Below are 26,184 nucleotides of genomic sequence, written 5' to 3'. Positions count from 1 at the left end.
GTGACAAGAACTTGATCCCATTTCCGAAATCCTCGTAACGTAGCCTAGCCTTTAGGCTGTGCCTGAATCTTGCGGGCGACCCGCTGACCGAGCCCGGCATCTGCTTGGGTGAGGTAGCCGAGTACGAACGTTTGCGTGCCGGGAGAGACAGCAGCCAGATTGGCACCCAGGTTATCGACGAGATGCTCCTGCTGAATTGGCGGAAGCGCCCTATAATACTGACCAGCCTGCGTAAAATCATCCTGCTTCGGGATATCGGATCGCGTCAGGCGTCCTTCAACAAATCTCCCGTTGCCGCTGGTGATCTGCGAGTCAGGCGTCCAGTTCAACTGATGATTAATCGGAATGCTACGGAAATCCGGTCCAAGCCGCCGCCGCTGCGAATCCGTGTAAATATTGGCCCGGCCTTGCAGCATTTTATCGTCGGATAGTTCAGCGCCTTCCAGCAGGTTGGATGGGGAGAATGCGAGTTTCTCCACTTGCTCCTTATAATTGCTCGGATTGCGGTTCAAGACCAGCTTCCCGACCGGGAGCAGCGGGTACTGCCGTTCATCCCACAGCTTCGTATCGTCTAGCGGATCATAAGGGAGGGCGACCTCGTCTTGGGGGTTCATCAGCTGCACGTAGAGCCCGTATTCAATCATCTTGCCGGCGTGCAGCGTGTCATACAAGTCTTGCGCGGCATAATCCGGATTCTCACCTGCGAGCCGGGCCGCTTCACTGCTGTCAATATACTGCGTGCCGGCGAGAGGCAGCCAATGATATTTGACGTAGCTTCGGAAACCTTGCGCGTTGACCCAGACGTATGTATTAACGCTGTGGCCCGGAATATGGCGCAGACTCTTGGCCGTGCCCGCGTCGGAGAAGAGCCAGAGGATAAGATGGGTCGCTTCCGGCGCCCGGGCGATGAAGTTCCAGAAAATTTCCGGGTTAATGAGGTTGTTGACGGGCGACGGCGAGAGCGCTTTAACCGCTTCCGGGAAACGGACGGCGTCCCTGACTAGGAACACGGGGATATGATTGAAGACCAGATCGAACACGCCATGATCCGTATAGAACTTTGTGGCGAAGCCACGTATGTTTCGGGACGTATCCGGCGTACCTTTGTTGCTGACGGCCAGCGAAAATCTCACCGTGACAGGGACTTGCTGTCCCGGCTGTTGCAGAAAACAAAGCTTCGTGTGCGCCGACATGGCATGCGTCGTCTGAAAGTAGCCGAACGCGCCGCAGCCTTTGACGTGCACGGGTCTTTCCAGCAAGGTCGAATGCACGAATGTCTCCAGCGTTTCATGCAGCAGGCTGTCCTGTTCGAGGACGGGGCCTCGTTCGCCGACCGTTTGCGAGTGCTGGGCAGGCGAAGTCTGGCCCGGCCTGTTACCCGGGCGATGGTCATTATTCTCGTTCATCCCTCTACCTCCTTTGGGTATATAGAAAGGTATGAGGAGGGATGCTTTTGCATGATTGAAGAACGACAGAAATATTGTTCTTGTCATCCGGCAGAAACTGTTGGATGACAAGAACATATATGCTTAAGAAGCCGCTAACTGCGGCTTTTTTCAATTAACGATATATCTTCTTGTCAAAAGCCAGTGACAAGAACATATATCGTTAGCCGACTTAGGACAAGAACATGCATTGTTACCCGTGGTTAAAAATGCTTCTCAATGAGATGGACTTTAGAAGTGCGTAAGGATATGAACCGAATAGTCTCAGGATCAAAGATCCACGGCAGGATTGTTCGGTCCATCTAGACAAACCTCATGTTCTGATTTGTTGAAGTAACGGGCAGTTTAGTGCAATTTTAAGCAGAGGTACTAGAAAGAAATAGTACTATTTTAATAAACCGATATTCTGTAATATTTGTTGTAGGAACTTAATTGTTCTAAATTGGTGGGGGTTAAAATGAGAGTAGAGGATTTATTATATTTCGGTACGATGGGCTTAGTGTTTTGTATAGTTATTATCTTTGCTGTAATTAGAATTAGAAGAACAAACTCTTTTGGGCGGTCTTTTCTTCAATCATTCATCTTATCGGTTCTGCTGTATAGTATCGCTTGTATAATTTGGTGGTTTTCATTTGCCAATGACGGTATAGCCCAAGTTTTCGGTGCGATTTTTTATGGAATTGCATTCGTGATTACCTGTTTAGTTATTGTTGGGGTTATACATTTATTAGAAAAGAACAATGATTCAACTAACGGAGAACGATAGTTCAACGAGAAGGAGCAGATTGCCGTGGCAACTGCTCTTTTGTTTTATTAAACTACCGGGCAGTTTAGCACAACAAAATCATCATGATTTGCGTATTGGTTAATGAAGGAATATATGGTAATTAAATGAGATGAGAATGTATTGGGGGGGCTTTATGCGCGGATTATGGAACAATGTAGCAGTTAGGAAGCTTATCATTTTATTTATTATGGCAGTTGTAGTGATGAGTGGTCTAGTAACTAACGGTAAGAAAGTATCAGCATGCGATTTTGGCAGTAATATCATCGAGCCACATACGGATTCGAATGTGTTCGTCGGTAAAGCACTTGAGATTCGAGGAGATCGGAACGGAAAAGATGTTTTTTTTGAAGTTTACAAAGTCGAACAAGGTACCGTAAAAGCGCTAGCCAAAGTATGGACACCACCCACTGGTTCTTCCTGTGGCGGTTTTGACTTTAAGGTTGGGGGAATGTATTACGTGATCACAATAGATACTCCAATATTCCCTTCAAAGAAAGTGGTCATGATTAATACAGTCAGACCATTACTGGCTGAGGAAAAAAGCGAAAAGGAACAGATTGAGGGGCAATCTCTCCTTGAAAATTTCCAAAAGCGAACAGATGTATCCGTCTCCATTAATGGAGAGGATTTGGTTATGAATAGACCTTATGATTACTTCTATTCTAATAAAGATAACAGAGTTATGGTCCCTTTGAACGAAGCATTTATGAGTAGGTTTGGAATAGAGGTCACTCAAATAAATGAGGATGACGACAGCGTAACTTTGAATTATATGGGGAAAGCGTATACTTACCAGATTGGGCTTAATACCGTGCGAATCGGTGAGAATGATTTCAACTTTATGGATACCGTTATTCAACGATTTGATGGAATTACATTTATTCCCGCTAGACAGGTTGCAGACATGATCGGTGCACAACTAACTTGGGACAACAAACTCAAAAAAATATGTTTTTCCTTTGAAGAGGTCATTAAACTACCGTGAAAGAACGAATTATCTTTCATGCTCTGTGGTGCAGAAGAAAGAGATGCATGAATGGCTAACGGGTACGTTAGTTCAATAAAACAGCAGCAGTCTAGGACGTTATTTTCTCAGTCCATGGCTGCTGCTGTTTTATTTTTGGGGTTTGGCCATTCGGACCACGAGCTTCACGTCGACCACCTTGTCCGCATCCGAAGACGCTCCTGTTCCGGCCGAATACAGGCAATACGTCGATCGGATGATGCAGGCTATAATGGATTATCCGTTCGACGACGCCGACGAGGAGCAGGTAGCCGATCAGGTCGCCGCGGTCGACGAGTCCGTCCGGCTGCGATATCTGGCCGGATCGGATGTGGAAGAGATGGCGAAGCTGCGCTGGTCGGCATCGGAAGACCGCTATCTGGCCGCCATGCGGGATCTGATGGGACAGACGGCTTGGCGGAATCAGCAGACAACCTAACACTTCGTGAGCGACCGGACTGGGTGGTTCTGTCCGATTCGCAAAATAGGTAAGGAAGGTTTCGCGTCCCGCATGCCTTCCTAGTCATTGGGGTACCTCGGACTCAAGCAACGTTGGGTCCGGGGTACCCTTTTCTGTTTTAAGGTAAATTATGTGAAATAATTCTAAGCATATCCGTTGCAGTGGACGATACAGGAAGAAAGGAGGTTGGAACGAATGAAGAACGGGGTAATGATGTATACAAGAATTGTGTTGGCGTTCCTAATGGCAATGACCGCCTTGGCGGCATTTATTCCAATCGGTCATGCTCGAGGTGAAGGAACGATGCTCAAAACGGGCAATTATGTCTATAGTGTCTCTCCGGATGGAGGCAATTCACCGGATCTGCTATCGACCGGTCTGATGGCGGCGGCGAAAGGCGTATTGTATGACGGCACAACCGCCTATGCAGGCTGGATGGGGAAAGCGAAATCGCCGATGACGGTGCATGTGGTGATCGACTTGCTCAGGGACTATCCCCTTGATCAATTGCGTGTGGTGATGAACTCACCGAACAAATACTGGGGCTTCAAAGATTTGACCGTCAAATACCGTCCGGAAGCGGCGACGGGTTATTACATCGCAACCAGGCATATCAGACAAGGCACCGAGCTGAACTATACGGTCAACGTGCCGATGGCTGGCGTGACGGCCAGGTTCATCGTGCTGGACATCACACGCACGCAAGCCTTTCAGCATATCCCTCTGACGGAAGTTGAAATCACGCAAGGCAGCGGCACGCCGGGGCAAAATCCGAAGCCCTCGTTCACCTCGGAGCAGCTAATGGCCGAGCTGAACAAGGACGCCTTGCTGGTGGACCGTTACGGCCAATGGATGAACGATGCTTGGCCGGGTAAAATCACCTCCGACGCGCAGCTGAGTCAGAACTATACGGACGAAGCCGCCGCTTTGGCGAACGTCGCATATGACCCGGTAATCTACGATCCTTACGGCGGCATCATGCGTATTGGGAAATACGAGAGTACCGGCTATTTCAGGCTGCACCAGATCAACGGCAAATGGTGGTTCATTACGCCGGACGGGTATCCTTTCTTATTGAAAGGAGTGGATGCCGCAAGTTTATGGGAAGCCGGCTACAAGACGCCGACGCAGAAGCCGGACGGCACGCCAAGGCAAATTTTCGAGCAGCTGCCCGACCGGACGCTCTACGCGCCGGCTTATACCAAGGACGAGAACGGCGAGTACGTCAACTTCATTGTCTCGAATGTAATGAAGAAGTACGGCAGCGATTACGAGGCGAAATGGGGGGATATCACGCGCAAACGCCTGATACAGTGGGGGTTCAACGCCTTCAGCAAGTGGACCAAGCCGAAGGGCGTCGCTTTTCCGTACGTTCAGGTGCTGCAGGACCCTGCTAACTTGCGAAGAATCCTATGGTCGTACGACGTGTTCGATCCTCAGACCGCGCCGATCATCGAGAGTACGCTGAAGGCGCAGCTGCAAAACGCGCGCACCAGCAAGTGGTTAATCGGCTACACCTACGATAACGAAGCCGGCTGGACAACCGATATCGTCAAAGAGCTTCTGATGTACGGGGCGGATTCTCCGGCGAAGGGCGCCTTCGTCGATTATTATGCCACGCGGCACGGCAGTCTCGCTAACGTAAATATGCTGCTCGGCATGAACGCCGTTTCGTTTAACGCGCTCAAGGACACTCCGATCGCAATCACCAAGGTATCCGCTGCGGACGTATCCGGCTTTATAACCTTGGCATCCGAGACGTATTACGCTATGATCCGCGACATCCTGAAGCGGAATGACCCGAATCATTTGTTTCTCGGCTCCACTATCGTCCCTACTTGGCGAACGAGCTTGGATTGGGATCGGGGGGCGATGCCGTATGTCGATGCCTTCTCTGTGGACAGTTATACTAGGGATGGCAGTTGGATGGACGAATACGAGGCTTTCGGGAAGCCGCTTCTCAATCTCGAGCATTCCTTCGGCTCGTCCGACCGCGGTTTGTCATATATCAGCGCCCCTACGAAGACGACCAGTACCGTTGAGCGGGGAGTAGCCTACCGAGCATTCGCGGAAAGCCAGGCACAGAATCCGCTGTTCGTCGGCTCAGGCTGGTATGCCTATTTCGATCAGGCCGTCACCGGACGCGTGGACGGAGAAAGCTACAATATCGGACTCGTCAATCAGCAGGATCAGCCATACACGGATATGGTCAGCATTATGAAGATGGCTCACGCGGGATTGGAAAACATCCATCTGTACGGCATTAACCTCGCCGCCGGTGCTGCAGTCGCGGCCAGCTCGACCCATGTTGCAACGCTTGCGCCAGCTAAAGCGGTCGACGGCGACGGGGCGACGCGCTGGGGCTCGAACTATACCGACAACGAGTGGATCTATGCCGATCTCGGCGCGGTCAAGACGGTGAACCGGGTATATCTGAGCTGGGAGGCAGCCTATGCGAAAGCCTACAAGATCCAAGTATCGAATGATGCCAAGACCTGGACGGATGTATTCGCGACCACTTCCGGGGACGGGGGGATCGACGATATCTCGTTCTCAGCCAAGAGCGCAAGATATGTACGGATGCTGGGTCTGAAGCGGGGTTCGGCTTACGGGTACTCGTTATGGAGGTTTGAGGTATTTGCTCCGACTTCTGGTTTGTTGAACTGAAGTGAGCGGAAATAAGGGAAGCCATTTTTTAAACTAAGCCGGAGCTGCGTTCCGTCATTATTTTGAGCAAATAAGTAATAGACTGGACCCAAAAACAACAGCAGGCCTTGGACGAGAAACAAAGTCTAAGACTGCTGCTGTTTAATTGAACAAACGTTCCCCGGTAGTTGTTCGAACAATTAAAATCAACTTCGTCAAAGAATAGACTAAGCTGAGATCAATCGAAGCACGCGACATTTAATTATTAATTGTCGGGTGACAAGAACATTAGCTCATTAAAGGCCGCTAAAATCGCGGCTTTTTTATTTATGGGATCAAGTTCTTGTCAAAACCAAATGACAAGAACTTGATCTCATTCCCGACGAAAGGCAAGGAATCACATCGCATATTGAAGATAGCCAGAGACAACCGATAACAAAGAGTATAGTGAAGTGATTCAAATCGCTACTGATTACGCAGAAATTCAGTATAACGTGGAAGACTACCAAAAGGTTAGTCTACCTGAAAGTAGTAAATCCAAAGCTGAAAAATTAAGTCCATTTCTAACAGAGCAAGGTCCACTTTCGGAAGCAAACAAGTTAATTGTTCCAACGTTTAATCAGATCATTGACTTACCTTTGCAAGTTGCCCGGACGGAGAAAGTGAGTATTAAAACGGAAAAGATTCACTTCTATCCATATTCAAAACAAGATATAAAAAATGAAACAAGTAAGTGGCTTAAGTATGACATGATCTTGGTATTAACCAATGACCAAGGTACTTCAAAAAAACTTAAAATAAATGGCATATTGAGTATGTCCAAAATCGATAACGATTGGAAGGTAACATATGATTGGAATAAAAGTCAAAAGGAATTAGCTAATTTAGCAGAACTTCAAAGCTAACAGGTACGATAGTTCAACATGATGGGGGCTGCTAATCTGGAGCCTTCGTTACACTAACAGGGAACCATAGTTGAATGAAGGCGCAACGGCAGCCGGTCAAACGATCGGCTGCCGTTGTCCATTGAAGTAATGGGCAGGATAATTTAATCAAATGTTGATTATTTGGTGATGGGTTATAATGGAACTAAGATTAATTTATCAAGGAGGACAATATGGCTTGGAGCGAGTTTAAAGTGTTTCCTAACGAATACAATAACGCTATTAAGGCTATTGATGAAAAAATTATCGGACTAATTATAGAGCGAAGAGATATCACGAGAGGTAAAAGATTCTTTCCACCTAATGAAATTGTGAGTGCCTGGGCAAATGAGTTCAACATGGATGTTGCCCAAATCAATGGGCTCATTCACAGTCTAACATTGAATAATAATCCCAAGATATCCAATGGGCCTGGAAAGTTAATTAATGTTCTCCCTATTATGAAACGAGCTGTAATTGATGGTTATGAATATGAAATCACTCATTCAATGCAACATGAGAATGGAAGCATTGTTTTTTTAGAAATTAATCAATCAATTGAGAATGAAGATACTCGGCGAATTCGTCCCAAATTACTTCTAGATATAATTGGAGTGCAAGAATACAACGCTCATAAAAATAGTGCTAGTGGCGGCAGCGGACATAGCCAACTAAGTTTTATGGTTGTTCCACGACTTCCAGATAGTATAGGTGAATTAAACTTTAGATTGATTCCATATGCTCATCCAATGGAATCAATACAGCCTCAAGAGACCATTTTGGACAAAGAAGTATCATTCGAAGACTAAGCTAATGGGTACTATAGCTCAAAAAATATCAACGTGGCTGCCAGCAAATGAATCCGGCAGCCTTCTTTGCGCTAACGGGCAGGATAAATCTAGAATTTGTGGAATATCTTGTTTGGTAGGGGACCTAATGTCTCCTACAGATATATTTTGCAGCACTTAAAAGATAAATCTGATCTTGCCGGTCTAAATGTATGTGATATCGGTTGTGGCCAAGGTGAATTAGCTTATCAACTGTCTCTGCTTGGAGTAAAGGTAACTGGTGTCGATTTAAGTGAAAAGCTACTGGAGTACGCAGAAAATCATACAAATCAGGTTACTTGGGTGCAAGATGATGCTATGTCGCTACATAAATTGGAAGATAGTGCTTTTGATTATGTAATATCTAGCGTAATGCTGATGGATGTTCAGGACCATAAGAAGGTGTTTGATGCTGTATATCGAGTCTTAAAACCAAATGGGATGATGATATGGGTAATAATGCACCCTTGTTTTCAATCACCATTTAGTTATCCGCTAGGTGACGGTTCTAGAAAGATTATTCGATATGACTCGCAGTTTTGGAAGTCGGAAGGCGTGGGTACAATTCGCTCTACTTTAGGTGCTTTTCATCGACCGCTTTCACAATACTTAAATGATTTTCTTACTTCAGGATTCATAATAACTCGAGTCGATGAATTGGAAAGGGACACTAATGCAGTAGACAATTTACCTTCAATGTTTGCTGTGATGGGCAAAAAGGATCGTAATCACGATAACGGCAGCCAAAAATGAACTGCTGCCTTACATTCAACTACCATGAAAGAACGGATTAACTTTCATGCTCTGTGGTGCAGCAAAGAGATGCATGAATGGCTAACGGGGAACGATAGCTCAATACACACTTAGAAGTAGCTGCCGGCATAAACGGCGGCTTCTTTACGTTAACGGGCAGGAAAACGGGGTTATTTTGAAGAAATTAGTGGAATCAATTTCAAACAGTGGACAATTCTACCGTTAATTGAATCTCCCAAAGCCTGCAATTTCAACTATTGCTTGATAGGTTGTCATTCGCGGGTGTGCTATGCTGATTCCGACCTTGCACTTCACGATGTTGCAATAGTAATTATAACTACCATAAGGGGGATTTAGAGTGTCAACTGAGAAAAGAGCGGCGCACTCCGCTTGGTCAAACATCATTTATGCCATGCGGTTGCACTGGCGGGCAAGGCCACTTACGCTGATTTGTTGTATCATCTCGGTGCTAGTTGGTGTCGGTCTGCCATTTGTAAGTATCCTAATGCCCAAAATTGTCATCGACAATATTACATCAGGTGTCACGCCAGGCAAGTTTATATTGTCAGTTGGCGCTATGGCACTTCTTCTGGCCTTGCTGAGCAGTTCGAAGAGCTATGCCGACCTCATCACCAATGAGTCTGTCGGTACAATCAGCATATTGAAACACCTTCAAACTACGATGCATAAGCATCTTAATATGGACTTCGAGGTGCTTGAGAGCCCCGGATACGCCAAGCTGGGGGAAAAAGCATGGCGCGCCATGCAAAGTAACCACTCTCCCGCTTCTAACGTACCACGCAACATGTCACATCTTTTTATGAACGTATTAGGTTTTCTTACATACGGGATGGTTATTGTAACGGTACATCCTCTAATTATTCTCTTTCTAGCTGTTTCAGCCGGAATCAATTGGCTGGCGCTCTCGCACGCCCGCAAGATTGAGAAGGACACGCGTGAGGAGCGGTCAAAGCTGCAGGGTAAACTATGGTATATCCAGCGAGTATCGAAAGAACCGTCCGGTGGGAAGGACATACGCTTATATGACTTAGGCAGCTTAATCAACGGCATTTTTCAAAACGTACTCGCTACTAGCACCGAGAAAGAACGAGAGGTAGCGACAGGCGATATGAAGGCTCAGCTGTCGGATGCAGCGCTCAGCCTCCTGCGTGACGGTGCAGCATACGCATTTCTTATTTATTTGCTGATGAACGACAAGATAACCTTGGGCAATTTCGTGCTCGTATTTGCCGCCATTGGCGCGTTCGCGGGCTGGTTGTCGGGAATTTTGAGAAGTTCAAGCGAGCTTATGCGTGCTTCAAGCGAGTTGTCGGATATCCGCGTTTATCTTGAAGTCGCTGATATTTCTAACACCGGCACTGGCCATGAGCTGCCGTCCGGAGAAATGCTGCCTCCCGCGATCACACTTAGAAACGTCGGATATACGTATCCGGAGGCAAACGAACCGATACTTACCGGCATAGATCTTGATATTAAGCCGGGAGAGCGCATTGCCATTGTCGGGGCGAACGGGGCAGGCAAGACGACATTTATAAAGCTTTTAAGCGGGCTATATAAGCCGACAACCGGGGAGATTACGCTCGGAGGTGTCGACATAACGCGTTATAACAGAGATGAATTCTTTTCACTCTTTTCGACGGTGTTTCAAGATATTCATCTGTTTTGTTGTGATATTGCCGGAAATATATCTCAACAATCGCCCGATAAGACAGACTACGCGAAGGTAAAGAAATGCCTAGAAATGTCCGGACTTTTGGATAAGGTAAACGGGCTTGAGAATGGAGAGTCGACGCTTCTTGTGCGGCGTGTTCACAACGATGCAATAGAACTTTCAGGCGGCGAGCAGCAGAAGCTGGCGCTGGCGCGCGCGCTGTATAAAGACGCGCCGGTTATTATACTGGATGAGCCGACTGCTGCGCTTGATCCTATCGCTGAGAGCGAAATTTATCAGCGTTACGCCGAACTAACTGCCGGTAAAACTTCCATTTACATCTCCCACAGACTCGCAAGCACGCGGTTTTGCGACAGGATTCTGTTCATTGACGGCGGAGGCATCGCCGAGTGCGGCACGCACCACGAGCTTATGAGTTATCGAGGGAAATATGCCGAGATGTTTAACGTCCAATCCCACTACTATAAGGATGGGGAGGTTTCCGAGAATGAAGACGCGCTCCATCTGGCATAACCTACGTCGCGGATACGGGATTGTAAATCGTCTTACGCCATCCTATATTCCACTTACTTTCGTTTCCTCTTTTATTCAAGCTGTGCAGCCGTTAATGGTTCTTTTCCTGTCTGCTCAGATCATTAACGAGTTGGCCGGCGCGCGCGACACAAGTCGCATTATACTGTACGCCGCGTTTGCAGTAGGGATTGCTTTTGTATTGTCAGCTGCAAATGCCGCGGTCTCTCGCCGGATTACGACTTTAAACAGTACCTTGTGGGCACGTTTCTACTTCTTCCTGGGCAATCGGTACATGCAGCTTAATTACGATCAAGTGGAAGATACGATGAATAATGAAATGTTAGCGGATATTGAAGCGAAGACAAACGGCAACGGACTTGGCATTCTTCGCCTGCACTACAGTTTGCCGGAACTATTGCAGCCCCTTTTTGAACTAATGTTGTCTATCGTACTGTTCATCGGCATGTTTACAGCTGCTTCTTCCTACGAGAAGACGTTCATAACATCTCCGTTTGCCACTGTTTTGCTGATCATTCTCATCCTGCTAATCCTTCCCTTTACCTATGTACTCAAGAAGAGGGAGGAGAGAATCCAGAAGACGGTGTTTGAGGAAAACCCGAAGTCAAACACCTATGTACATTTCTTTAACGAATATATGCAGTCAAAGAATGCCGCCAAGGATATTCGCCTATATAAACAGGCGTCAGCGATCGAGGAACACTACAATAAATCAGTGGGAGCGGAGTTCTGGTACAGAATTTTCGACTTAATCGGTAGGAACAACGCTTTGGCAGCGGCTGTGAACGCCGTGCTAGGCGGCTGCGTCTATCTCTTTATCGGTCTGCGTGCGTTATATGGTATGTATCCTTTAGGCAACGTGGTTCAGTATATCGGCGCGGTTTCCGGCGCGGTTGGAGCACTGGCCAAGCTTGTCTCGGTTCTGGGCAACTTTATTACAAACAATCAGTATCTCGGCCGAATCTTCGATTATCTTGATCTGCCGGACAACATGCGAGAGAACAATGGAAACAGACAACTCCCACAAGCGGATTTGGAGTTTGAGTTCCAAGACGTGTCGTTTATGTATCCCGGCGCCGACAACTATGCCATTAAGCACCTTAGTATGAAGTTTAATATCGGCCAGCGGCTTGCTGTTGTGGGGTTGAATGGCAGCGGCAAGACAACTATGATTAAGCTCCTTTGCCGGCTTTATGAACCTACAGAGGGGGTAATCACTTTAAACGGCATTGACATTAGGGAGTACGACTATTCGGCATATATGGGCGTTTTCAGTGTCGTGTTTCAAGATTTTAAGCTCTATTCCTTCTCACTCGGCCATAACGTTGCTGCTTCCGAGAGCTATGACGCAGAATTGGCGGAGGAATCACTCATTTTGGCTGGGTTTGGCTCGAAGTTAAACAATATGCCGGGTGGTCTTTCTACCTTCTTGCATAAGGATTTTTCTGACCACGGTGTTGAGATTTCAGGAGGTGAAGCGCAGAAGGTCGCACTGGCTAGGGCGCTGTATAAAAATGCGCCTTTTGTGATACTTGACGAGCCAACGGCGGCACTGGACCCCATTGCGGAGTTCGAGATCTATTCCCGATTTAACGAGTTAATTAGCAACAAAACAGCAATCTTCGTCTCCCACAGGCTCTCGTCCTGTAAGTTCTGTCACGATATCGCCGTGTTTCACGAGGGGCGTCTAATTCAACGAGGCTCCCATGACGAACTTATAACTGAAAGGGGCGGGAAATACGCAGAACTGTGGAATGCACAGGCGCAGTATTATGTTGGCGCGTGATATTTACATGGTGTAGGATGCCGAGTTTAGTTTGTAAAACTAAAAAGAAAAGGAGAGGCGCAATGCACCTCTCCTTCCACAGTATTATTAACTTGAAAAGTATTTCAGTCTATCCTCTTCACTTAATGTGTAAAATCTACTTGAGCCACGGACGATGGTTGTTCCATCGACAATACGTACGGTGTGATCATTGTAAGATTTAATTGTCGAAATAGGTCTCATACGCATTCGATCTTGGTAGGCTTCAATTGGTTCTTTATGCATCATCGCTAATTCGAAATCTTGGTCTGTCTTTAATTCTTGTTTGGCAGCAAATAGCGGTTTTTCTTTTGCCATAATCAGGTTATCCTCTTTTCAAAAGGTGCTTTTATTATTAAATGTTACACTAGTACAACACGCAAAGCAAATTTAATACAATTAATCTTTTTTAAGTAAATGAGTTCATGGAAAGTATAGAATCCATGCAATAATTTTAAAGGAGGCTATTTAATATGGCAGAAACAATTATTAACAGTGTCTCATTTCTTCAAGTTCCAGTTAAAAATCTTGAGGAATCTATAGAGTGGTACATAAGTATACTAGGATTCGAGCTGCATTTTAAACGACCGGATAATAAAATGGCAATCGTTGCTCTCCCTTCGGGTCCATCGATCTTTCTGTGCGAAAAGGAATTGCACCAGGGAACAATGTCGTTAGTTATCGGTTTTGAAGCAGCGGATATCGTAAAGTTGCTATCCGACCTAAAGAGTAAAGAGGTACAACTTGGCGAGGTAAGAAAAGAAAGAGGGGCTATTAGAACCGAATCCGGAGAAACAGAGATCCTCGGAATGGATTTCGATTTTTATGACCCTAGCGGGAATATGTTAGTGGCTCATGGTAAATCAAATTTCGTAGAGTAGATCGTTGCCGCCGACAATATTTCCACCTTATAATCTGCAGCATTCCATACAACTTTAGCGCCGACAATTTCGGAAACAAATCGAAGCGGGACGAGCAAGCTATCATGTGCATAGACAGGCTTTTCTTTCAGTTGAACGTTCTGCCCATTGACAGTTGTTTGGCCGCTTACCGTATTAAAGACGATACGATTATTAACCTTCATAGCAATGACGGACCTGCTAGAGATATCCCAACGGATATTCACGCCCATTGCCTCAAGAACGCCTCGCAATGGGATGTAGGTTACGCCGTTTAATATAAGCGGCGGAACGGTTGGTTCAATCCTGTTTCCGTTCAAAATGATTGAGGCAGCTTTCCGAATCGACTTAAAATTACCAACTGCCACGTCGAGTGTACCGTGTCCTAATTGCCCGAATTGATTAAACCCTTTTTGAATAAATACTGCCGTCGTTCATCAGTACATAAATATTGCGACTACCCTCAGTGATCGCTTTTGCTTGGTTAACTGGTACCGGAAGTTCACTAAGCTCTAGATATTTTCCAATAACAAGTTTCCACTTCCAAGCAGAGCCTTTCGAATCTACCGCTGAACGAACCGTAAATGAAACGATATTGCTAATATTTGGTATTCGCTGTGGCTGAAGATTTGTTTTCACATTCGATGAGTTAGCGCTGTAGTTTTCCCAAACCCATACATTTCCATAGCTATCCAAGGCTGCTCCCAGTGTAGAGTCAGCACTTATTGCATGATACTTATTGTCGCCAGAAATGGGGGTCGGTTTGCGAATAAATCCATGCTGGATATCATTCTTGTTGTAAGCCTGTAAGCCCCACACCCAAACGTCGCCTTCTTCACCGAGTGCTATTGAAGTATATTGACCAGCAGCGACACTTTGCACCTTTGGCAAGCCACCAACCAGTCTTGGTTTCAACCCATTCTCCCGAGTATCGTTTCCCAACTGGCCGTGCTCATTTCCTCCCCATGCCCAAACCGTACCGTCACTTCTGACTGCGAGACTGTGATTATCTCCAGCTGCCACTTGAATGACGTCCGTCAGCCCTGGTACTTGCGTCGGTTCTGTAAATAGCTTTTCTCCTTTGTTTATCTGACCATTGCCGAGCTGCCCATGTTCATTGCCACCGACTGCCCACACCGTTCCATCCTCTTTCAAAAAGAGTGTGTGCCGATAACCACTTGAGATTTCTCGAACGTGATCAATATGGATACGCACGGGTAGAAAGGCTGGCGTAGTTGCCCCATGTCCTAGAGCCCCATAACCTCCGCCCCATCCCCATACTGTACCTTCTTTGTCAATCGCATATGCTGATTCAGCTCCAGCCTCGATTTGCGTAGCCACTAAATAGCGCACATCATCCGCACTGACCTCTATGCTAGATTCTGATGCACTCACCTCAACAACTGGCAATAATAGAACGAAAAAAGCAAGAATGAGTAAGATCGGCCTTAGTAAATTAAAGTTGTGCTTGTACATGATAAACCCCCATCGAAATAAAGAACCTCTAGTTATACGCCTCATAGAGTCGATTTGTTGCTGTATATTATTCATGAATTATAAATCTATTTGTGTAATTAATTGAAATATTTAGAAACTATAAGTACGGTCTAACCGGATGAGGAGCGTGAAAGCAATATGAATATGGCGGAGCTAAAGCGATTTATCATTTCAATCGAGATAAAAGCATTAGAGAAAACTTTAGTTGATGGAGAAGGTGAGAGTCAGTTCGCCGAGCTGATCCGAGACAGAATCGAGAACCTCAAGCGGGAAGTGAAATGGATGCATCTATTCGACGAAGGGCTGCCGTTATCTCAAGCAACTTTGTCTCGACCTACTTCGACTGACCTCGTTATTCGAAGCGCAGTCACGGACGATGTCGACATGATACGTGATGTCTATCGCCGAGCTTCGCTGAATAACGAAGCCGACCACGACCTAATCGCTACCCATCCCGAGTGGCTGGTGTGGGACGTTGCGATGCTGCCGTTTGCGCATGTTGCTGTTGCCCACGGTCGAGTCGTCGGATTCGCATCGGCTCGTCCGGTCGACGACTTCCTCGAACTCGAGGATCTGTTCACGGATCCGGACTGGATGCGACAAGGTGTTGCCAGAGCGCTGATAGCCGATATTGCGAGTCGCGGTTTGCGTATTGAAAATTCCGCGAATCACGCGGCGAAGGCGTTTTACGAATCGACGGGGTTCGTCATCATCGGCGTCGCCAACACACCGGGCGGACCTGTGCATCGGATGCGCCTGGAATGAAGATTGTCCAGGATGAAGTAAGCGCAGAAAAGGTATATCTCGACAACCTTTCCTTTGATCCAGAGCCTATGATTTCTGATGAATCGATTCTTAATAATAACATTGCTTTTTCTTCTTACAGGCTGCGGGAACAATAAGAAAGAAGCTGTGACATTCGTTAAAACTGAAAACGAATATGGAACTTATATCGATGAGAGTCCCTTTAAAGGAGAGATTCAGAATTGTTTACACGTTATTAATCTTCATATTAAGTATAATAACGAACGTAATAACGCTGCCATAAGCTTTCAACTAGTAGGCACCATCATAAGGAGCGGACTGCCAGCGGCAGCTGCTCCTTTGTTTCGTTAACGGGGAGGATAATGTAATGAAGTAACAAATATGTTGTAGTAAGAAATAATTTAAAAGGGGGGCATCATTTATATGAACGTACAAGAACAAATCGAAACGTATATTACCAGCCAACCTGAACCAAAACGTAGTGATATGCAAGCGTTGCACCGCATCATTCTGCAATTAATGCCAGTATGTAAATTATGGTTCTTGGATGGTAAAAACAATGAAAATATCACTGTTTCTAATCCTAATATAGGTTATGGATCTCACACCATAAAATATGCTGATGGAAAAACCAGAGAGTTTTATCAAGTTGGTATCAGTGCAAACAAAACCGGAATCTCTGTCTATATCCTTGGTATTAAAGATAAGAAATACTTAACCCAGACATATGGAAAAAACCTCGGCAAGGCGAGTGTGAGTGGATATTGCATTAAGTTTAAAACGCTAAAAGATATAAACATTGATGTACTTGAAGCGGCAATAAGATTTGGGATAACGGGCAACATTTGATTCTCACGTTATACCGAATATCTGCGTAATCAGTTGCGATTTGAATCACGTCACTGTATTCTGACTTACATAAGTGATTTTAAACAAGGAGGTAATTATGAAAAAGCCATTTTTTCAAGCACTTATTGTAGGACTAATATTTGTATTTGTTTATTTTGCTTTTCAGATTATTCACGGGATATATCTTACAATGAACAATGTTCCAGACATTGTCGAGAAGTATAAGTCCGTTGACTATTTAAAACATAGAGTTGCATTTGGACATATAAATAACCAATTGTGGCGAACGATAGAAGTCTCTGTTTTGATGCTACTTGGAATAGGTGTTTACTATACTGTGAAGAGATTGAGAACGAAGTGGGGGATGATACGGAATGATCAATGAAAACGAATCATGCGAGCAGCTAGATGATCTAGTAGGATTGCCCGCCGCAGTCCGGGACATGTGCCAATATTCAATTATAAAGCACACGGTGTTAGGTCCGAATGCCGGACCGTTAATTTCGAGGCTTGAAGGGGTTAGGGAACTACTCGTTATCAAAATATAGAATCATTGAAAGATCCGATCGATCTCATCGTTCCGGAAGACTGGGATTTAGGTATAAAGAGGAGCAATGAATAATGAAGAAAATGGTTGTAGCCTTTATTATGGTACTAAGTTTGATTTTAGTGAGCTGTCCTCATGTTTCCCAAGCAGCTTCAAAAAGTTATGAGGAGAGGCCAGTCGAGGTCAATGTAAATGGTACATTCATCTCCATGGATGTACACCCGATTATGGATAACAACCGCTTGTTTATCCCGATCCGATCCTTAGCTTCTATAGGGATTCATTACAGCTGGAATCCTTCTTCAAAGGTAGTGACTTTACAGAATACAGACGGAGAATACTTGAAGATTACTGTAGGCAGTAAGGTCGCCTATAAGGGTAGTCAACAGATACAAATGGTTCAGTCCGCAATAAATCAGGATGGACGCGTGCTCGTTCCTATTCGTTTTGTGAGTGAAGCCTTAGGCTATCATGTAGACTTTGAATCCAGTCGCAATATGGTTTTTGTGAACTCCGATGGTTATAAATTTGATATGAAGCAGATTAATCAAGAGGACTTACAAGCTGCACGTAAAGCAGCAATTTCTTTACCTATCATGTATGACTTTAAACCACTTGGTTTCTCAGGGGTCAACCATGAGTATTCTTTTCCTGTAGGAAGAGCAGATGTATACATGTTACTGGATGGTCGGTTCACGACTCTTGTTAACATTAAAAATGGTAAAGCAACGGCTATCGGTCAATTTGCGGATGGTGATCGATCCCAAACAGCTGGTGATATTCCTCCCCATTTTATTTTTGATACGGATCCCCTCTTTGAGGCCTATCACAATAGTAACGTCCTGTTTATGGAAAATAGAGACGTGACAGCGACAGCTATTTACAACGATGAAAACGGCAAAAGGGTAGAGTTAAAAACAAAAATCAATGTTTATTCTGATATCATTCAAAAGCTTCCTAATCAACGATAACGGGATTAGTACAAGTTATAGCAGTGTAGTAACGCAATAGGAATCATTGGAAGAATGAAGTCCGCTAAGTTTGAGTCTAAGACACGCCAGATATTGGCGTGTTTTTGTGTTGAACGATTGTCGTTACGTCCATTCGATGAATTTAATTGTTTTTGGCAGTGAAGTGGTAGTGAACATGGAAGCGATTAACAGCTAAGATGCGAAAGGATCGAACTTATGATTGGGGAGGAACGAGGATGAAATTCATTCGTATTATGCTGCTCGTCGCCATGCTGGCGCTGACGGGGGCGACAAGTGCTTTCGCTGAGGGAGCGACGGGGTCGCAAACTTGGGACGTATCCGTAGGACAAATGATGTCAACGGATACGGAAATGTTTTCGATGCAGCCAGGCGTTATTTACATTCATGAAGGGGATACCGTGAAATTCACGAATCACGACATGGCCGCGCCTCATCTCCTCGGATTCTTAATCGGGAACCCTCCTCCGGATGAAACAGTCGACATTACGAAATTCACGCCTGCCAGCGGTTCCGCTTGGGCGGGAGACACCATGTTATTCTCGCAGGAATTCCAACCGATGGAATCGTATTCCATCACGTTTACGAAAGCTGGCGCCTATGCCTATTATTGCGTGATTCACCCCGTGATGAAAGGGACGGTCGTCGTCGTTCCGAAGGGCAGCCTCATTCCGAGCAAGGCGGAACAGGCTGCGGTGAACAAGGCGCTGCTTGACGATCAATCGAATGTTGCCTTAGACTGGAAGGCCTTGCATGGCAAGGTGAATTATGACAAGAACAAGGATGGGACGTTGACGTACAAAGTGTTCGCAGGCAAAGGCAATTCGCAAGTGATGGTCAACGCTTTCTTACCAGGCGAAGTGTACATTAGTACGGGGGATACGATCGAATTCTTGGCCGGGGCACCTGGTGAAGCACATACGGCTGTTGTGAATGCGCCTAAGGGGATGCAGGTATTTACGGAGAAAGGCGTTAATCCTGATGTTGTTACACCGCATAACCCGATATATGACGGCACCGGCTTCGCATCTGCCGGCGTATTGATGCCGAATGCTCCTGGTTTCGGTCAAGCGAGCTTTAAGCTCACCTTCACGAAGCCCGGAACGTACACGGTGACCGATGTATTATGGGGCTATTCCGGCAAAATCGTGGTCGCTCCTAAAGGCGCTGTGAAATTAACAGTGAATGACAAAGCGCTCGTCACGACGGCACTAGTGAAGAACGGACACGTCTTCGCTCCGCTTTCCAGCGTTGCGAAAGCGCTGGGAGCCTCGTATCAAGTTTCCGGTAAATCGATCTTGGTCGGCGGCAAGAAACTTGTTGCTACATCCGATACGGCTCCATATGTGTCAAAAGGCGTTACCTACATTGCCGTCGACTCCTTGGTGCAGCTGCTAGGCAAAACATATACTTGGGATTCGACGGCAAAGCTGCTGTCCATCCGCACGAAATGAAAATGTCCTTCAAGCCATTGAACGTTTGGGAGCAAGCGCTGTTGTTATCAGCAGCGCTGCTCCTTAGCGCTTGTTTCATGTGGCTCATGCTGCCGCGCTCTGCCGAGGGAGCACCCGAGGCCGCGCAGGTTAAACGGTTCCATCTCTTTGCGACCGACGGCGAAATCGAGCTGGCGGACGGCAAGAAGCTGTACATTTGGGGATATAGTTTGAAGAACGAACCCGGAACGGCGACACTGCCTTCGCCTACGCTCACGGTGAACGAGGGCGACAAAGTCGAAGTGACATTAACAAACATCGGTCCTTCCAACGCACACATCAAGAAGCTAGCGCATACGATCCATTTTCACGGGCTCGACACCGACCAAGCGAACGACGGCGTCCCGCACACGTCTCAGGCGATATTGTACGGCGAAAGCTTCACGTATCGATTCACGGCGACGCATGCGGGCACTTATTTTTACCATTGCCACGTAGATACGATTGAACACTTGCAAATGGGGATGCACGGAGCCTTCATCGTCCGGGCGAAAGGAAGTGCTCCGGAAGCTTGGACAGGTGGTCCTCTCTATGATAAGGAGTATGTGTTCCTGCTGAACGAAATCGACCCGAAGTGGCATGAAGCGGTCGAGAAGGGGGAGCCGTACGATCGAACCGATTACCACCCGCGGTATTGGACGATCAACGGCAAATCATATCCCAACACGGAAAGAGACCCAACGACTATGGTCGAAGGGCGCGTAGGGGATACCATTCTGATCCGACTCATTAATTCTGGTTACGATACGCATTCCATCCATATGCATGGTGAACACTTTCAAGTTATCGCTTCAGACGGCAGGCCTATTCCGGCTCCGCTAACGAAAGATACGGTTGAGATTGGTCCGGGGGAGCGGTACGACATTCTCGTTAAGCTGTCCCAGAGCGGCCATTTTCCGATCCATAGCCATAACATTAAAGATAACACGAATGATGGCGAATACCCGGGCGGTATGCATACGATGATGATGGTTTCCCCGTCTTTGCCGCACATTTCCGTTACGCTGACAAGCGGGAAGAAGGCTGCTCTTATCGATGGCAAGAGTATGCCGCTCGCTGCGGCACCATTCCTTCAGGGCAAAGAGCTTTACATGCCGCTGAGGCTGCTGCAAGAAGAGGTTCGTTTCGGCATGCAAAGAGGCTTGAAAGCGGGATCGGGAGAGTACGTGCTGACGCTGAGGGCAAACGAATTGAAGCTTACTGCCGGAAGTAAGAAGGCCATCTACAACGGAAAAGAGGTAGCACTAACCGCCCCAGTCGTGCTATTACAAGGAACGACATTCATTCCACTCAGCATAGCGGTGAAGTACATGGGAGCGAATCTCAAATCTTCAGGGGCTGGAGAATGGCATCTGATGCTGCCGCAATTACCGCCGTCTCCTTCGACGATGCCGGTTGCAGCACCTACTGTATCGGGCACTATACCGGAAACGCAATCTACTGCGGAAACGCAATCTACTGCGGCACCGACAATTTCGGCTGGCGATCATATGTCGCATAGCGAGAATGGAATCACCATCACGATTAGCGCGTCCGGATTTTCGGAGAAAGAGCTTCATGTCAAGCCCGGGACGACCGTGACTTGGGTCAATGGAGACAAACAAGCGCACACGGTCACCGACTTGGATAACCGCTTCGACAGCAAAAGTATTCCCGCCTCCGGCGCTTGGAGTTTCACGTTCAAGGAAGCGGGCACTTATTCGTACTACTGCTCGGTGCATCCGACGATGCAAGCGACCGTGATTGTGGATCCAGACTAGCCGAGAAGATCGTCGGAAAGCAGAGCGATTCCTTTTTTCAAATAGCGATAATAGGTCGTCATCGCAAGCCCGAGTCTTGTGGCGACTGTCTCGTGGGATCCGATTTCTTCGATGTAAAATAGTTGCAAAATTCTCGCCTGCATGCGCTCCTGATTTTTGCCGCCGGCTAACCGTTCCAGTATATCCGTGATATGCTGCGCAATACAGGCTGCGGGCGATGAATCGTTCCGGTTCTTGTGAAGAGCTCCGGGGAACAGGATGCCGATTGCATCCAGAAGTGACGATTCCCGACCCAGTGAGTGGAAGCGTTCAAGCGCTTGCTTAACCAGTTGAAAATGAGCGTCCTTCGAAAGGGGGAGCGGCTTCACGATGCCGACAACCGGAATCAGGTGGAAGAAATCTTCGTTTCTAAGGTCGATGCGCGCCGCTTTCCAGTGCAGTCCTCCTGCAGACACGTAATCAGCCCACGCGATCCGTTCGAACCCAAGTCGGCAAAGCGATTCGAGAGGTCCTTCGATCGGAATGAGTATGGATGCCCGTTTGCCCGCAATGCCATGAGAGAAATGCTCCTGAACAATGACCGAGCTTAGCTCCGGCTCATATTCGCGTCTTACGCCGAGCATCCAGATCAGATAATCGTTATCTTGCAGCGGCGTTCCCTCAATGAATGAGACGTAGACCGGGTTATTAGCAAATATAAGGCGCGTTTTCTCGTTTAGCGGCACAAAGGTGTAAATACCTGCTACATGTTTTTCATGGAAAACGACTCGGAAAGAGGATGGCTCCGCTTCCCAAACAGCGTCAAGGAATGTATGCTGCATGGTGTCATCGCCTAAAAACGGAGGGAATGCGTGAAAGAAATGCTGAACCCATTCATGGAGAAGAGGGATGTGTTCTTTGGTTGCGGCATGAATTTTGAACCCCGACCTATCACTGGCAAAATAAAAGCTTCTCATGAATTCGTCGGACATTAAAAATGCCTTCTCAAGTCGAAGCAGCTTCTTGCGTTCTTCATCTCCAGTGCTAGTATTCATCCATCGCCTATCGATCGCAGCCAGAGCTCGTTGCTTATAAACGGCATGCGTCTCGGGAGCGCGGTGCTCCAGCTCGGCATTCATCCATTTGCGCACGGCATCCAGAACACAGTAGCCGCCTTGCAAAAACAGCTTAATGTAAGGCATATTGCAAAAGTCGTTGAACTGTTCTTGCGTAATATCCTCGCCAAGTATCCATTGCAGCATGTCTTGGTCAAACCGCCATGGAATCGAGGCGGCAGCTAGCAGCTTCTTGAACTGCAGAGGATCTTCGTCCCGGAACAAGGCGCGATCCATCGAAGCGATAATGGCTTGGGTTTGTCCCCCGCCCAGAAACCAAGCAGCTCCGTGCTTCAGCACCGTTCCGCATGCCAGTGTGAGCGCCAGTGGAATTCCGCCCGAGAACTGTTCGATCGCATAGCGAAGCTCAGGGTCGGTGATGCCGTAAGCAATCAAATAACATTCCATTTCTTTGCGGTTTAACGGCGATAATCTCATGTTTCGATACATGCCGCTCCATTCGGCTGCGGACAGCGTCCCTTCATCGAGCGGATGCCTTCCTGCCGAGCATACCTTGACTCCCACGGTTAGCAGAGGCAGCCACTTCTCACATAGCCACTCCCGGGCGGCTCCCCAGCGTTCCATGCTATCGAGGAGCAAGACGACTCCGCCGCAACGCTGCGCGATCTGGTTGATTAGCTCGGCTTCCTCTTCCCCTGGCGGTCCGTCCGTCGTTTCGCCCATAGGGAATCCGGCTTTCGCGAGCTTTAATCGAATGGCTTCCGTGAAATGTGCCGGATGTGCAAAAGAACGGCCGTCGATATAGAAGACGAGACCTTCTCTTGCCGTCCATTGGAAGGCACGCAGCAAAGCGCTTTTGCCGATACCTCCAGGGCCGCAAATATGAATGAGACACCAGTCGTCATTGCTGTCGCTCAGTTCCTGCCGCATGACGCCGAGTTCTCTTTCACGGCCGACAAACCTTTGTTGCTCTAAATCGTTCAGCATCTGACGAACCAACTTCATCGTGTTCTCATCGCTCCCGTTAAGCGCTATGTAAGATTAATTCGATATGATCTTAACCTATCTGGAATTAAAAAGCTGTCGAACTTTAATCTTGTTTGGGAAAAATTAACTAATTTTCCATATCGATAATACGACGCTTTACAACAAGATCGAAGAGTTGGAAGAAAGATTGTTTTCGAGTTTCATCATGAAAGAAAAATAATAATCGGTTTCGAGAACCAGATCCTGTATAAAACTATCGAGGAACGTGAGTTTGATAAACACTATTATGAGCGATGGTGCAACTTTCGTCTTCAGAGAGTGCCGATACAACTAAATTACGTTACACAACAATCCCGCAATCAGACTCTCTGGTTGCGGGATTGTCATGACACCAACTACATGTGTAGCGACAAGAACATGCTTGAATAATAGGTGGTAGATGGCAACGCTCTCTATCTCGGCTGGAGCGCGAGGTTTTATGACAGCGACGGCCCGGCGCAGGGCAGTGATTTGAATCTGCGTTCGTGGAACACTTGGGGCAATGCGTATTATGCCAAAGATGCGTGGCATCATTTCAAAGTGGAGTTTACCCACAACGGCACGAATTGGAACTTTACGCTTTATCTGGACAACGTCTCTGTGGCTGCCGGCCCTTGCGATGCGACTGTTACCGGAAGTGTACAGCTGATGTTAAAGGTCGGCGCGACTGCCGCCGGCGGCAAAGGGTACTTTGACAACATCGTCTTCTACCAAGGCTAGAGCCCGAGCAAACAAGTATATGGGATCTTCAAGTCAGGTTAGGCCGTAAAGGTTAAGATTCACCTGAAAAAATAACGCGGGCTTGCGATCATCGGGGGGGGGTCTCCGCGATTACGCAAGCCCGTGTTATGTTTCAAAGCCTCAAAGAGGACGCCGCGGAGATGATCGTCTCTGCGGCACATGGTTTCGCGATGTCGAGCCATCTAATACCCGTCAAAAGGTTATGAAAAGACAGCGATTCAATAAATATTACTATAAGGTTCGGCAGTTCAGTGATTTTATAATAAATACATACGGCAAAGCCAGAGATATGAGGACAATCATTCACAGTCAGGGAAGGAAGGCTGGAACGTCATGCTATTGAAACAATATGAACAATTAACTGCGGGGGATCAAGCGCTGCGGTCAAATTGGGGACCGGAAGTTCATCGGATCGTGCTGAAGCTAGTGTCTCCGATGGCGGAAGGAGAATTGAAGCTACGCTTCTCGCTGGGAGGCAGTGGAGCTAAGGGAGAGGTGGAAGCAGAAGCATGATGGAGCACAAGTTGCACCATGATTTGGAACGGGATTTGGGCTGGGCTGATGAGGCTTGGAGCCGAGCGGAAGCAAAAATCGGCCGGAGCGCTAGGACGATTGGAGTCGCATTTCCGAATGGGACGAAAAACGGACGATACGTCAAGGGGCCGGCGCACGATTGGGTCGCCGGCTTTTGGCCGGGGCTGCTGTGGCTTGCGTATCGCGAGAACGGCGATGAGGAACTGCGACGCGTCGCCGAAGCGTGCGAGCGGCAGCTCGCGGAGACGCTGCAGACCTACGACCTGCTGCATCACGACGTCGGCTTCATGTTCAGCTTGAGCAGCGTTGCCCAGCATCGCTTGGCTGAAGGGGGAGACGGGGACGCCAAGCGGCATGCGCTCATCGCGGCCAACCTCCTTGCCGGACGATACAATCCGCAGGGTGAGTTCATCCGCGCTTGGCCGAATTGGGACGAAGAGGATCATACCGGCTGGGCGATCATTGACTGTCTGATGAATTTGCCGCTGCTGCATTGGGCCGGACGGGAGATCAAGGATCCGCGGTACAAGCACATCGCGATCCGGCACGCCGATTCCGTCCTGCGCGATTTTCTTCGTCCAGACGACTCGGTCTGCCATATCGTTCGCTACGATCCGGACACCGGGGCGCCGATCGAGTCGCTGGCCGGTCAAGGCTACGCGGCGGATTCCGCTTGGGCGCGCGGAGCTTCCTGGGCGATGTACGGCTTCGTGCTCAGCTATCGGTACACGGGCGAGGTCCGTTATCGCGAAGCCGCGCTGCGGGTTGCTCGGTTCTTCGTCTCGCGGTTGCCGGAAGACGCCGTTCCGTACTGGGACTTCTTCCTGCCGGAAGACGACCAGGAATCGATGCCGAGAGATTCGTCCGCGGCGGCGATCGCGGCGTCCGGTCTGCTGGAGCTGGCCGAGCTGCTGGAAGATGGCGGAGGAGATGGAGTCGAAAATGCCGCTTGGTGCCGGACATCGGCCGAGGGGATCGTCCAGTCGCTGTGCGACCGCTATGCGGAATGGGGCGACGAGCATGAAGGCCTACTGAGACATGCAACCGGTTACTACTCGCGCGGTGTGTATGTCGATGAATCACTGATCTATGGCGATTATTTCTTCGTAGAAGCGCTCGCGAAGCTGCGGGGACGCAAGGAGCTATTCTGGTAGCGA

General features: G+C 47.6%; 24 protein-coding genes. 19 read left to right on the top strand and 5 right to left on the bottom strand.

Annotation, left to right across the window (positions count from 1 at the left end):
- Positions 1-44: 44 nt before the first annotated feature.
- Positions 45-1,406: a catalase gene (locus AC506A_RS05935; RefSeq protein ID WP_495460046.1), complete on the bottom strand. Its 1,362-nt coding sequence runs from the start codon at positions 1,404-1,406 to the stop codon at positions 45-47.
- Between the two features lie 496 nt (positions 1,407-1,902).
- Here AC506A_RS05935 and AC506A_RS05930 point away from each other — a divergent pair, with 496 nt between their 5' ends.
- From AC506A_RS05930 to AC506A_RS05890, 9 genes are all read left to right on the top strand, one after another.
- Positions 1,903-2,211 carry a hypothetical protein gene (locus AC506A_RS05930; protein ID WP_495460045.1) on the top strand — a complete coding sequence of 103 codons (309 nt, stop codon included), beginning with the start codon at positions 1,903-1,905 and terminating at the stop codon, positions 2,209-2,211.
- A gap of 154 nt (positions 2,212-2,365) precedes the next feature.
- Positions 2,366-3,217, top strand: coding sequence for a stalk domain-containing protein (locus tag AC506A_RS05925; protein ID WP_495460044.1), 852 nt, complete (start codon positions 2,366-2,368; stop codon positions 3,215-3,217).
- A gap of 250 nt (positions 3,218-3,467) precedes the next feature.
- Complete coding sequence (locus AC506A_RS05920) at positions 3,468-3,674, top strand: hypothetical protein (RefSeq protein WP_495460043.1); 207 nt, start codon at positions 3,468-3,470, stop codon at positions 3,672-3,674.
- Positions 3,675-3,890: 216 nt separating this feature from the next.
- The gene (locus tag AC506A_RS05915) at positions 3,891-6,362 is read left to right on the top strand and encodes a discoidin domain-containing protein (RefSeq protein WP_495460042.1); all 2,472 of its coding nucleotides are present in this window, start codon (positions 3,891-3,893) and stop codon (positions 6,360-6,362) included.
- Positions 6,363-6,793: 431 nt separating this feature from the next.
- Positions 6,794-7,246, top strand: a complete 453-nt coding sequence (locus tag AC506A_RS05910) for a hypothetical protein (protein WP_495460041.1) — start codon at positions 6,794-6,796, stop codon at positions 7,244-7,246.
- A 212-nt stretch (positions 7,247-7,458) separates the two neighbouring features.
- Positions 7,459-8,073, top strand: a complete 615-nt coding sequence (locus AC506A_RS05905) for a hypothetical protein (RefSeq protein WP_495460040.1) — start codon at positions 7,459-7,461, stop codon at positions 8,071-8,073.
- A 96-nt stretch (positions 8,074-8,169) separates the two neighbouring features.
- Positions 8,170-8,844, top strand: coding sequence for a class I SAM-dependent methyltransferase (locus tag AC506A_RS05900; RefSeq protein WP_495460039.1), 675 nt, complete (start codon positions 8,170-8,172; stop codon positions 8,842-8,844).
- A 358-nt stretch (positions 8,845-9,202) separates the two neighbouring features.
- Complete coding sequence (locus tag AC506A_RS05895; protein ID WP_495460038.1) at positions 9,203-11,050, top strand: ABC transporter ATP-binding protein; 1,848 nt, start codon at positions 9,203-9,205, stop codon at positions 11,048-11,050.
- Positions 11,025-12,854, top strand: a complete 1,830-nt coding sequence (locus AC506A_RS05890) for an ABC transporter ATP-binding protein (protein WP_495460037.1) — start codon at positions 11,025-11,027, stop codon at positions 12,852-12,854. The genes AC506A_RS05895 and AC506A_RS05890 overlap by 26 nt, the downstream gene beginning before the upstream one ends.
- A gap of 87 nt (positions 12,855-12,941) precedes the next feature.
- Here the strand turns inward: AC506A_RS05890 and AC506A_RS05885 are convergent, their stop codons facing one another.
- Positions 12,942-13,190 (bottom strand): hypothetical protein, encoded by a 249-nt coding sequence (locus AC506A_RS05885; protein WP_495460036.1) that lies wholly within the window; start codon positions 13,188-13,190, stop codon positions 12,942-12,944.
- Positions 13,191-13,345: 155 nt separating this feature from the next.
- Between AC506A_RS05885 and AC506A_RS05880 the strand changes: the two genes are divergently transcribed.
- Positions 13,346-13,753 carry a VOC family protein gene (locus AC506A_RS05880; protein ID WP_495460035.1) on the top strand — a complete coding sequence of 136 codons (408 nt, stop codon included), beginning with the start codon at positions 13,346-13,348 and terminating at the stop codon, positions 13,751-13,753.
- Here AC506A_RS05880 and AC506A_RS05875 read toward each other — a convergent pair.
- Positions 13,726-14,091, bottom strand: a complete 366-nt coding sequence (locus AC506A_RS05875; RefSeq protein WP_495460034.1) for a copper amine oxidase N-terminal domain-containing protein — start codon at positions 14,089-14,091, stop codon at positions 13,726-13,728. The genes AC506A_RS05880 and AC506A_RS05875 overlap by 28 nt on opposite strands.
- Before the next feature lie 82 nt (positions 14,092-14,173).
- A complete protein-coding gene (locus AC506A_RS05870) occupies positions 14,174-15,247 on the bottom strand; it encodes an RCC1 domain-containing protein (protein WP_495460033.1) in 1,074 nt (357 codons plus the stop codon).
- A 165-nt stretch (positions 15,248-15,412) separates the two neighbouring features.
- Between AC506A_RS05870 and AC506A_RS05865 the strand changes: the two genes are divergently transcribed.
- From AC506A_RS05865 to AC506A_RS05840, 6 genes are all read left to right on the top strand, one after another.
- On the top strand, positions 15,413-16,033 hold the full coding sequence (locus AC506A_RS05865; RefSeq protein ID WP_495460032.1) for a GNAT family N-acetyltransferase: 621 nt from the start codon (positions 15,413-15,415) through the stop codon (positions 16,031-16,033).
- A gap of 423 nt (positions 16,034-16,456) precedes the next feature.
- Positions 16,457-16,882 (top strand): DUF1801 domain-containing protein, encoded by a 426-nt coding sequence (locus tag AC506A_RS05860; protein ID WP_495460031.1) that lies wholly within the window; start codon positions 16,457-16,459, stop codon positions 16,880-16,882.
- 97 nt (positions 16,883-16,979) lie between these two features.
- Positions 16,980-17,267 (top strand): hypothetical protein, encoded by a 288-nt coding sequence (locus AC506A_RS05855; RefSeq protein WP_495460030.1) that lies wholly within the window; start codon positions 16,980-16,982, stop codon positions 17,265-17,267.
- Between the two features lie 236 nt (positions 17,268-17,503).
- On the top strand, positions 17,504-18,400 hold the full coding sequence (locus AC506A_RS05850) for a copper amine oxidase N-terminal domain-containing protein (protein WP_495460029.1): 897 nt from the start codon (positions 17,504-17,506) through the stop codon (positions 18,398-18,400).
- 236 nt (positions 18,401-18,636) lie between these two features.
- On the top strand, positions 18,637-19,872 hold the full coding sequence (locus AC506A_RS05845) for a plastocyanin/azurin family copper-binding protein (protein ID WP_495460028.1): 1,236 nt from the start codon (positions 18,637-18,639) through the stop codon (positions 19,870-19,872).
- 41 nt (positions 19,873-19,913) lie between these two features.
- Complete coding sequence (locus AC506A_RS05840; protein ID WP_495460027.1) at positions 19,914-21,671, top strand: multicopper oxidase domain-containing protein; 1,758 nt, start codon at positions 19,914-19,916, stop codon at positions 21,669-21,671.
- On the opposite strand, the gene AC506A_RS05835 is transcribed toward AC506A_RS05840, so the two are convergent.
- Complete coding sequence (locus tag AC506A_RS05835; RefSeq protein ID WP_495460026.1) at positions 21,668-23,731, bottom strand: hypothetical protein; 2,064 nt, start codon at positions 23,729-23,731, stop codon at positions 21,668-21,670. The two genes, AC506A_RS05840 and AC506A_RS05835, sit on opposite strands and share 4 nt — an antisense overlap.
- 414 nt (positions 23,732-24,145) lie before the next feature.
- Here AC506A_RS05835 and AC506A_RS05830 point away from each other — a divergent pair, with 414 nt between their 5' ends.
- From AC506A_RS05830 to AC506A_RS05820, 3 genes are all read left to right on the top strand, one after another.
- Entirely contained in the window at positions 24,146-24,472 is a 327-nt protein-coding gene (locus AC506A_RS05830) for a hypothetical protein (RefSeq protein WP_495460025.1), read from the top strand.
- Positions 24,473-24,826: 354 nt separating this feature from the next.
- The gene (locus AC506A_RS05825) at positions 24,827-25,006 is read left to right on the top strand and encodes a hypothetical protein (RefSeq protein ID WP_495460024.1); all 180 of its coding nucleotides are present in this window, start codon (positions 24,827-24,829) and stop codon (positions 25,004-25,006) included.
- Positions 25,003-26,181 carry a glycoside hydrolase family 88 protein gene (locus tag AC506A_RS05820; RefSeq protein ID WP_495460023.1) on the top strand — a complete coding sequence of 393 codons (1,179 nt, stop codon included), beginning with the start codon at positions 25,003-25,005 and terminating at the stop codon, positions 26,179-26,181. Before AC506A_RS05825 ends, AC506A_RS05820 begins: the two co-directional genes overlap by 4 nt.
- Positions 26,182-26,184: the final 3 nt, after the last annotated feature.

The organism is Paenibacillus sp. N22P23, assembly GCF_059383735.1.
Note: the sequence above shows the minus strand (reverse complement) of the source record. Positions and strands in the feature narration are given on the sequence as shown.

Bases quoted from the DNA above. Each gene is read 5' to 3' on its own strand.
- AC506A_RS05935 (WP_495460046.1), bottom strand. From the start codon at position 1,406: ATGAACGAGAATAATGACCATCGCCCGGGTAACAGGCCGGGCCAGACT.
- AC506A_RS05930 (WP_495460045.1), top strand. From the start codon at position 1,903: ATGAGAGTAGAGGATTTATTATATTTCGGTACGATGGGCTTAGTGTTT.
- AC506A_RS05925 (WP_495460044.1), top strand. From the start codon at position 2,366: ATGCGCGGATTATGGAACAATGTAGCAGTTAGGAAGCTTATCATTTTA.
- AC506A_RS05920 (WP_495460043.1), top strand. From the start codon at position 3,468: ATGGATTATCCGTTCGACGACGCCGACGAGGAGCAGGTAGCCGATCAG.
- AC506A_RS05915 (WP_495460042.1), top strand. From the start codon at position 3,891: ATGAAGAACGGGGTAATGATGTATACAAGAATTGTGTTGGCGTTCCTA.
- AC506A_RS05905 (WP_495460040.1), top strand. From the start codon at position 7,459: ATGGCTTGGAGCGAGTTTAAAGTGTTTCCTAACGAATACAATAACGCT.
- AC506A_RS05890 (WP_495460037.1), top strand. From the start codon at position 11,025: ATGAAGACGCGCTCCATCTGGCATAACCTACGTCGCGGATACGGGATT.
- AC506A_RS05885 (WP_495460036.1), bottom strand. From the start codon at position 13,190: ATGGCAAAAGAAAAACCGCTATTTGCTGCCAAACAAGAATTAAAGACA.
- AC506A_RS05880 (WP_495460035.1), top strand. From the start codon at position 13,346: ATGGCAGAAACAATTATTAACAGTGTCTCATTTCTTCAAGTTCCAGTT.
- AC506A_RS05870 (WP_495460033.1), bottom strand. From the start codon at position 15,247: ATGTACAAGCACAACTTTAATTTACTAAGGCCGATCTTACTCATTCTT.
- AC506A_RS05865 (WP_495460032.1), top strand. From the start codon at position 15,413: ATGGCGGAGCTAAAGCGATTTATCATTTCAATCGAGATAAAAGCATTA.
- AC506A_RS05860 (WP_495460031.1), top strand. From the start codon at position 16,457: ATGAACGTACAAGAACAAATCGAAACGTATATTACCAGCCAACCTGAA.
- AC506A_RS05855 (WP_495460030.1), top strand. From the start codon at position 16,980: ATGAAAAAGCCATTTTTTCAAGCACTTATTGTAGGACTAATATTTGTA.
- AC506A_RS05850 (WP_495460029.1), top strand. From the start codon at position 17,504: ATGAAGAAAATGGTTGTAGCCTTTATTATGGTACTAAGTTTGATTTTA.
- AC506A_RS05845 (WP_495460028.1), top strand. From the start codon at position 18,637: ATGAAATTCATTCGTATTATGCTGCTCGTCGCCATGCTGGCGCTGACG.
- AC506A_RS05835 (WP_495460026.1), bottom strand. From the start codon at position 23,731: ATGAAGTTGGTTCGTCAGATGCTGAACGATTTAGAGCAACAAAGGTTT.
- AC506A_RS05825 (WP_495460024.1), top strand. From the start codon at position 24,827: ATGCTATTGAAACAATATGAACAATTAACTGCGGGGGATCAAGCGCTG.
- AC506A_RS05820 (WP_495460023.1), top strand. From the start codon at position 25,003: ATGATGGAGCACAAGTTGCACCATGATTTGGAACGGGATTTGGGCTGG.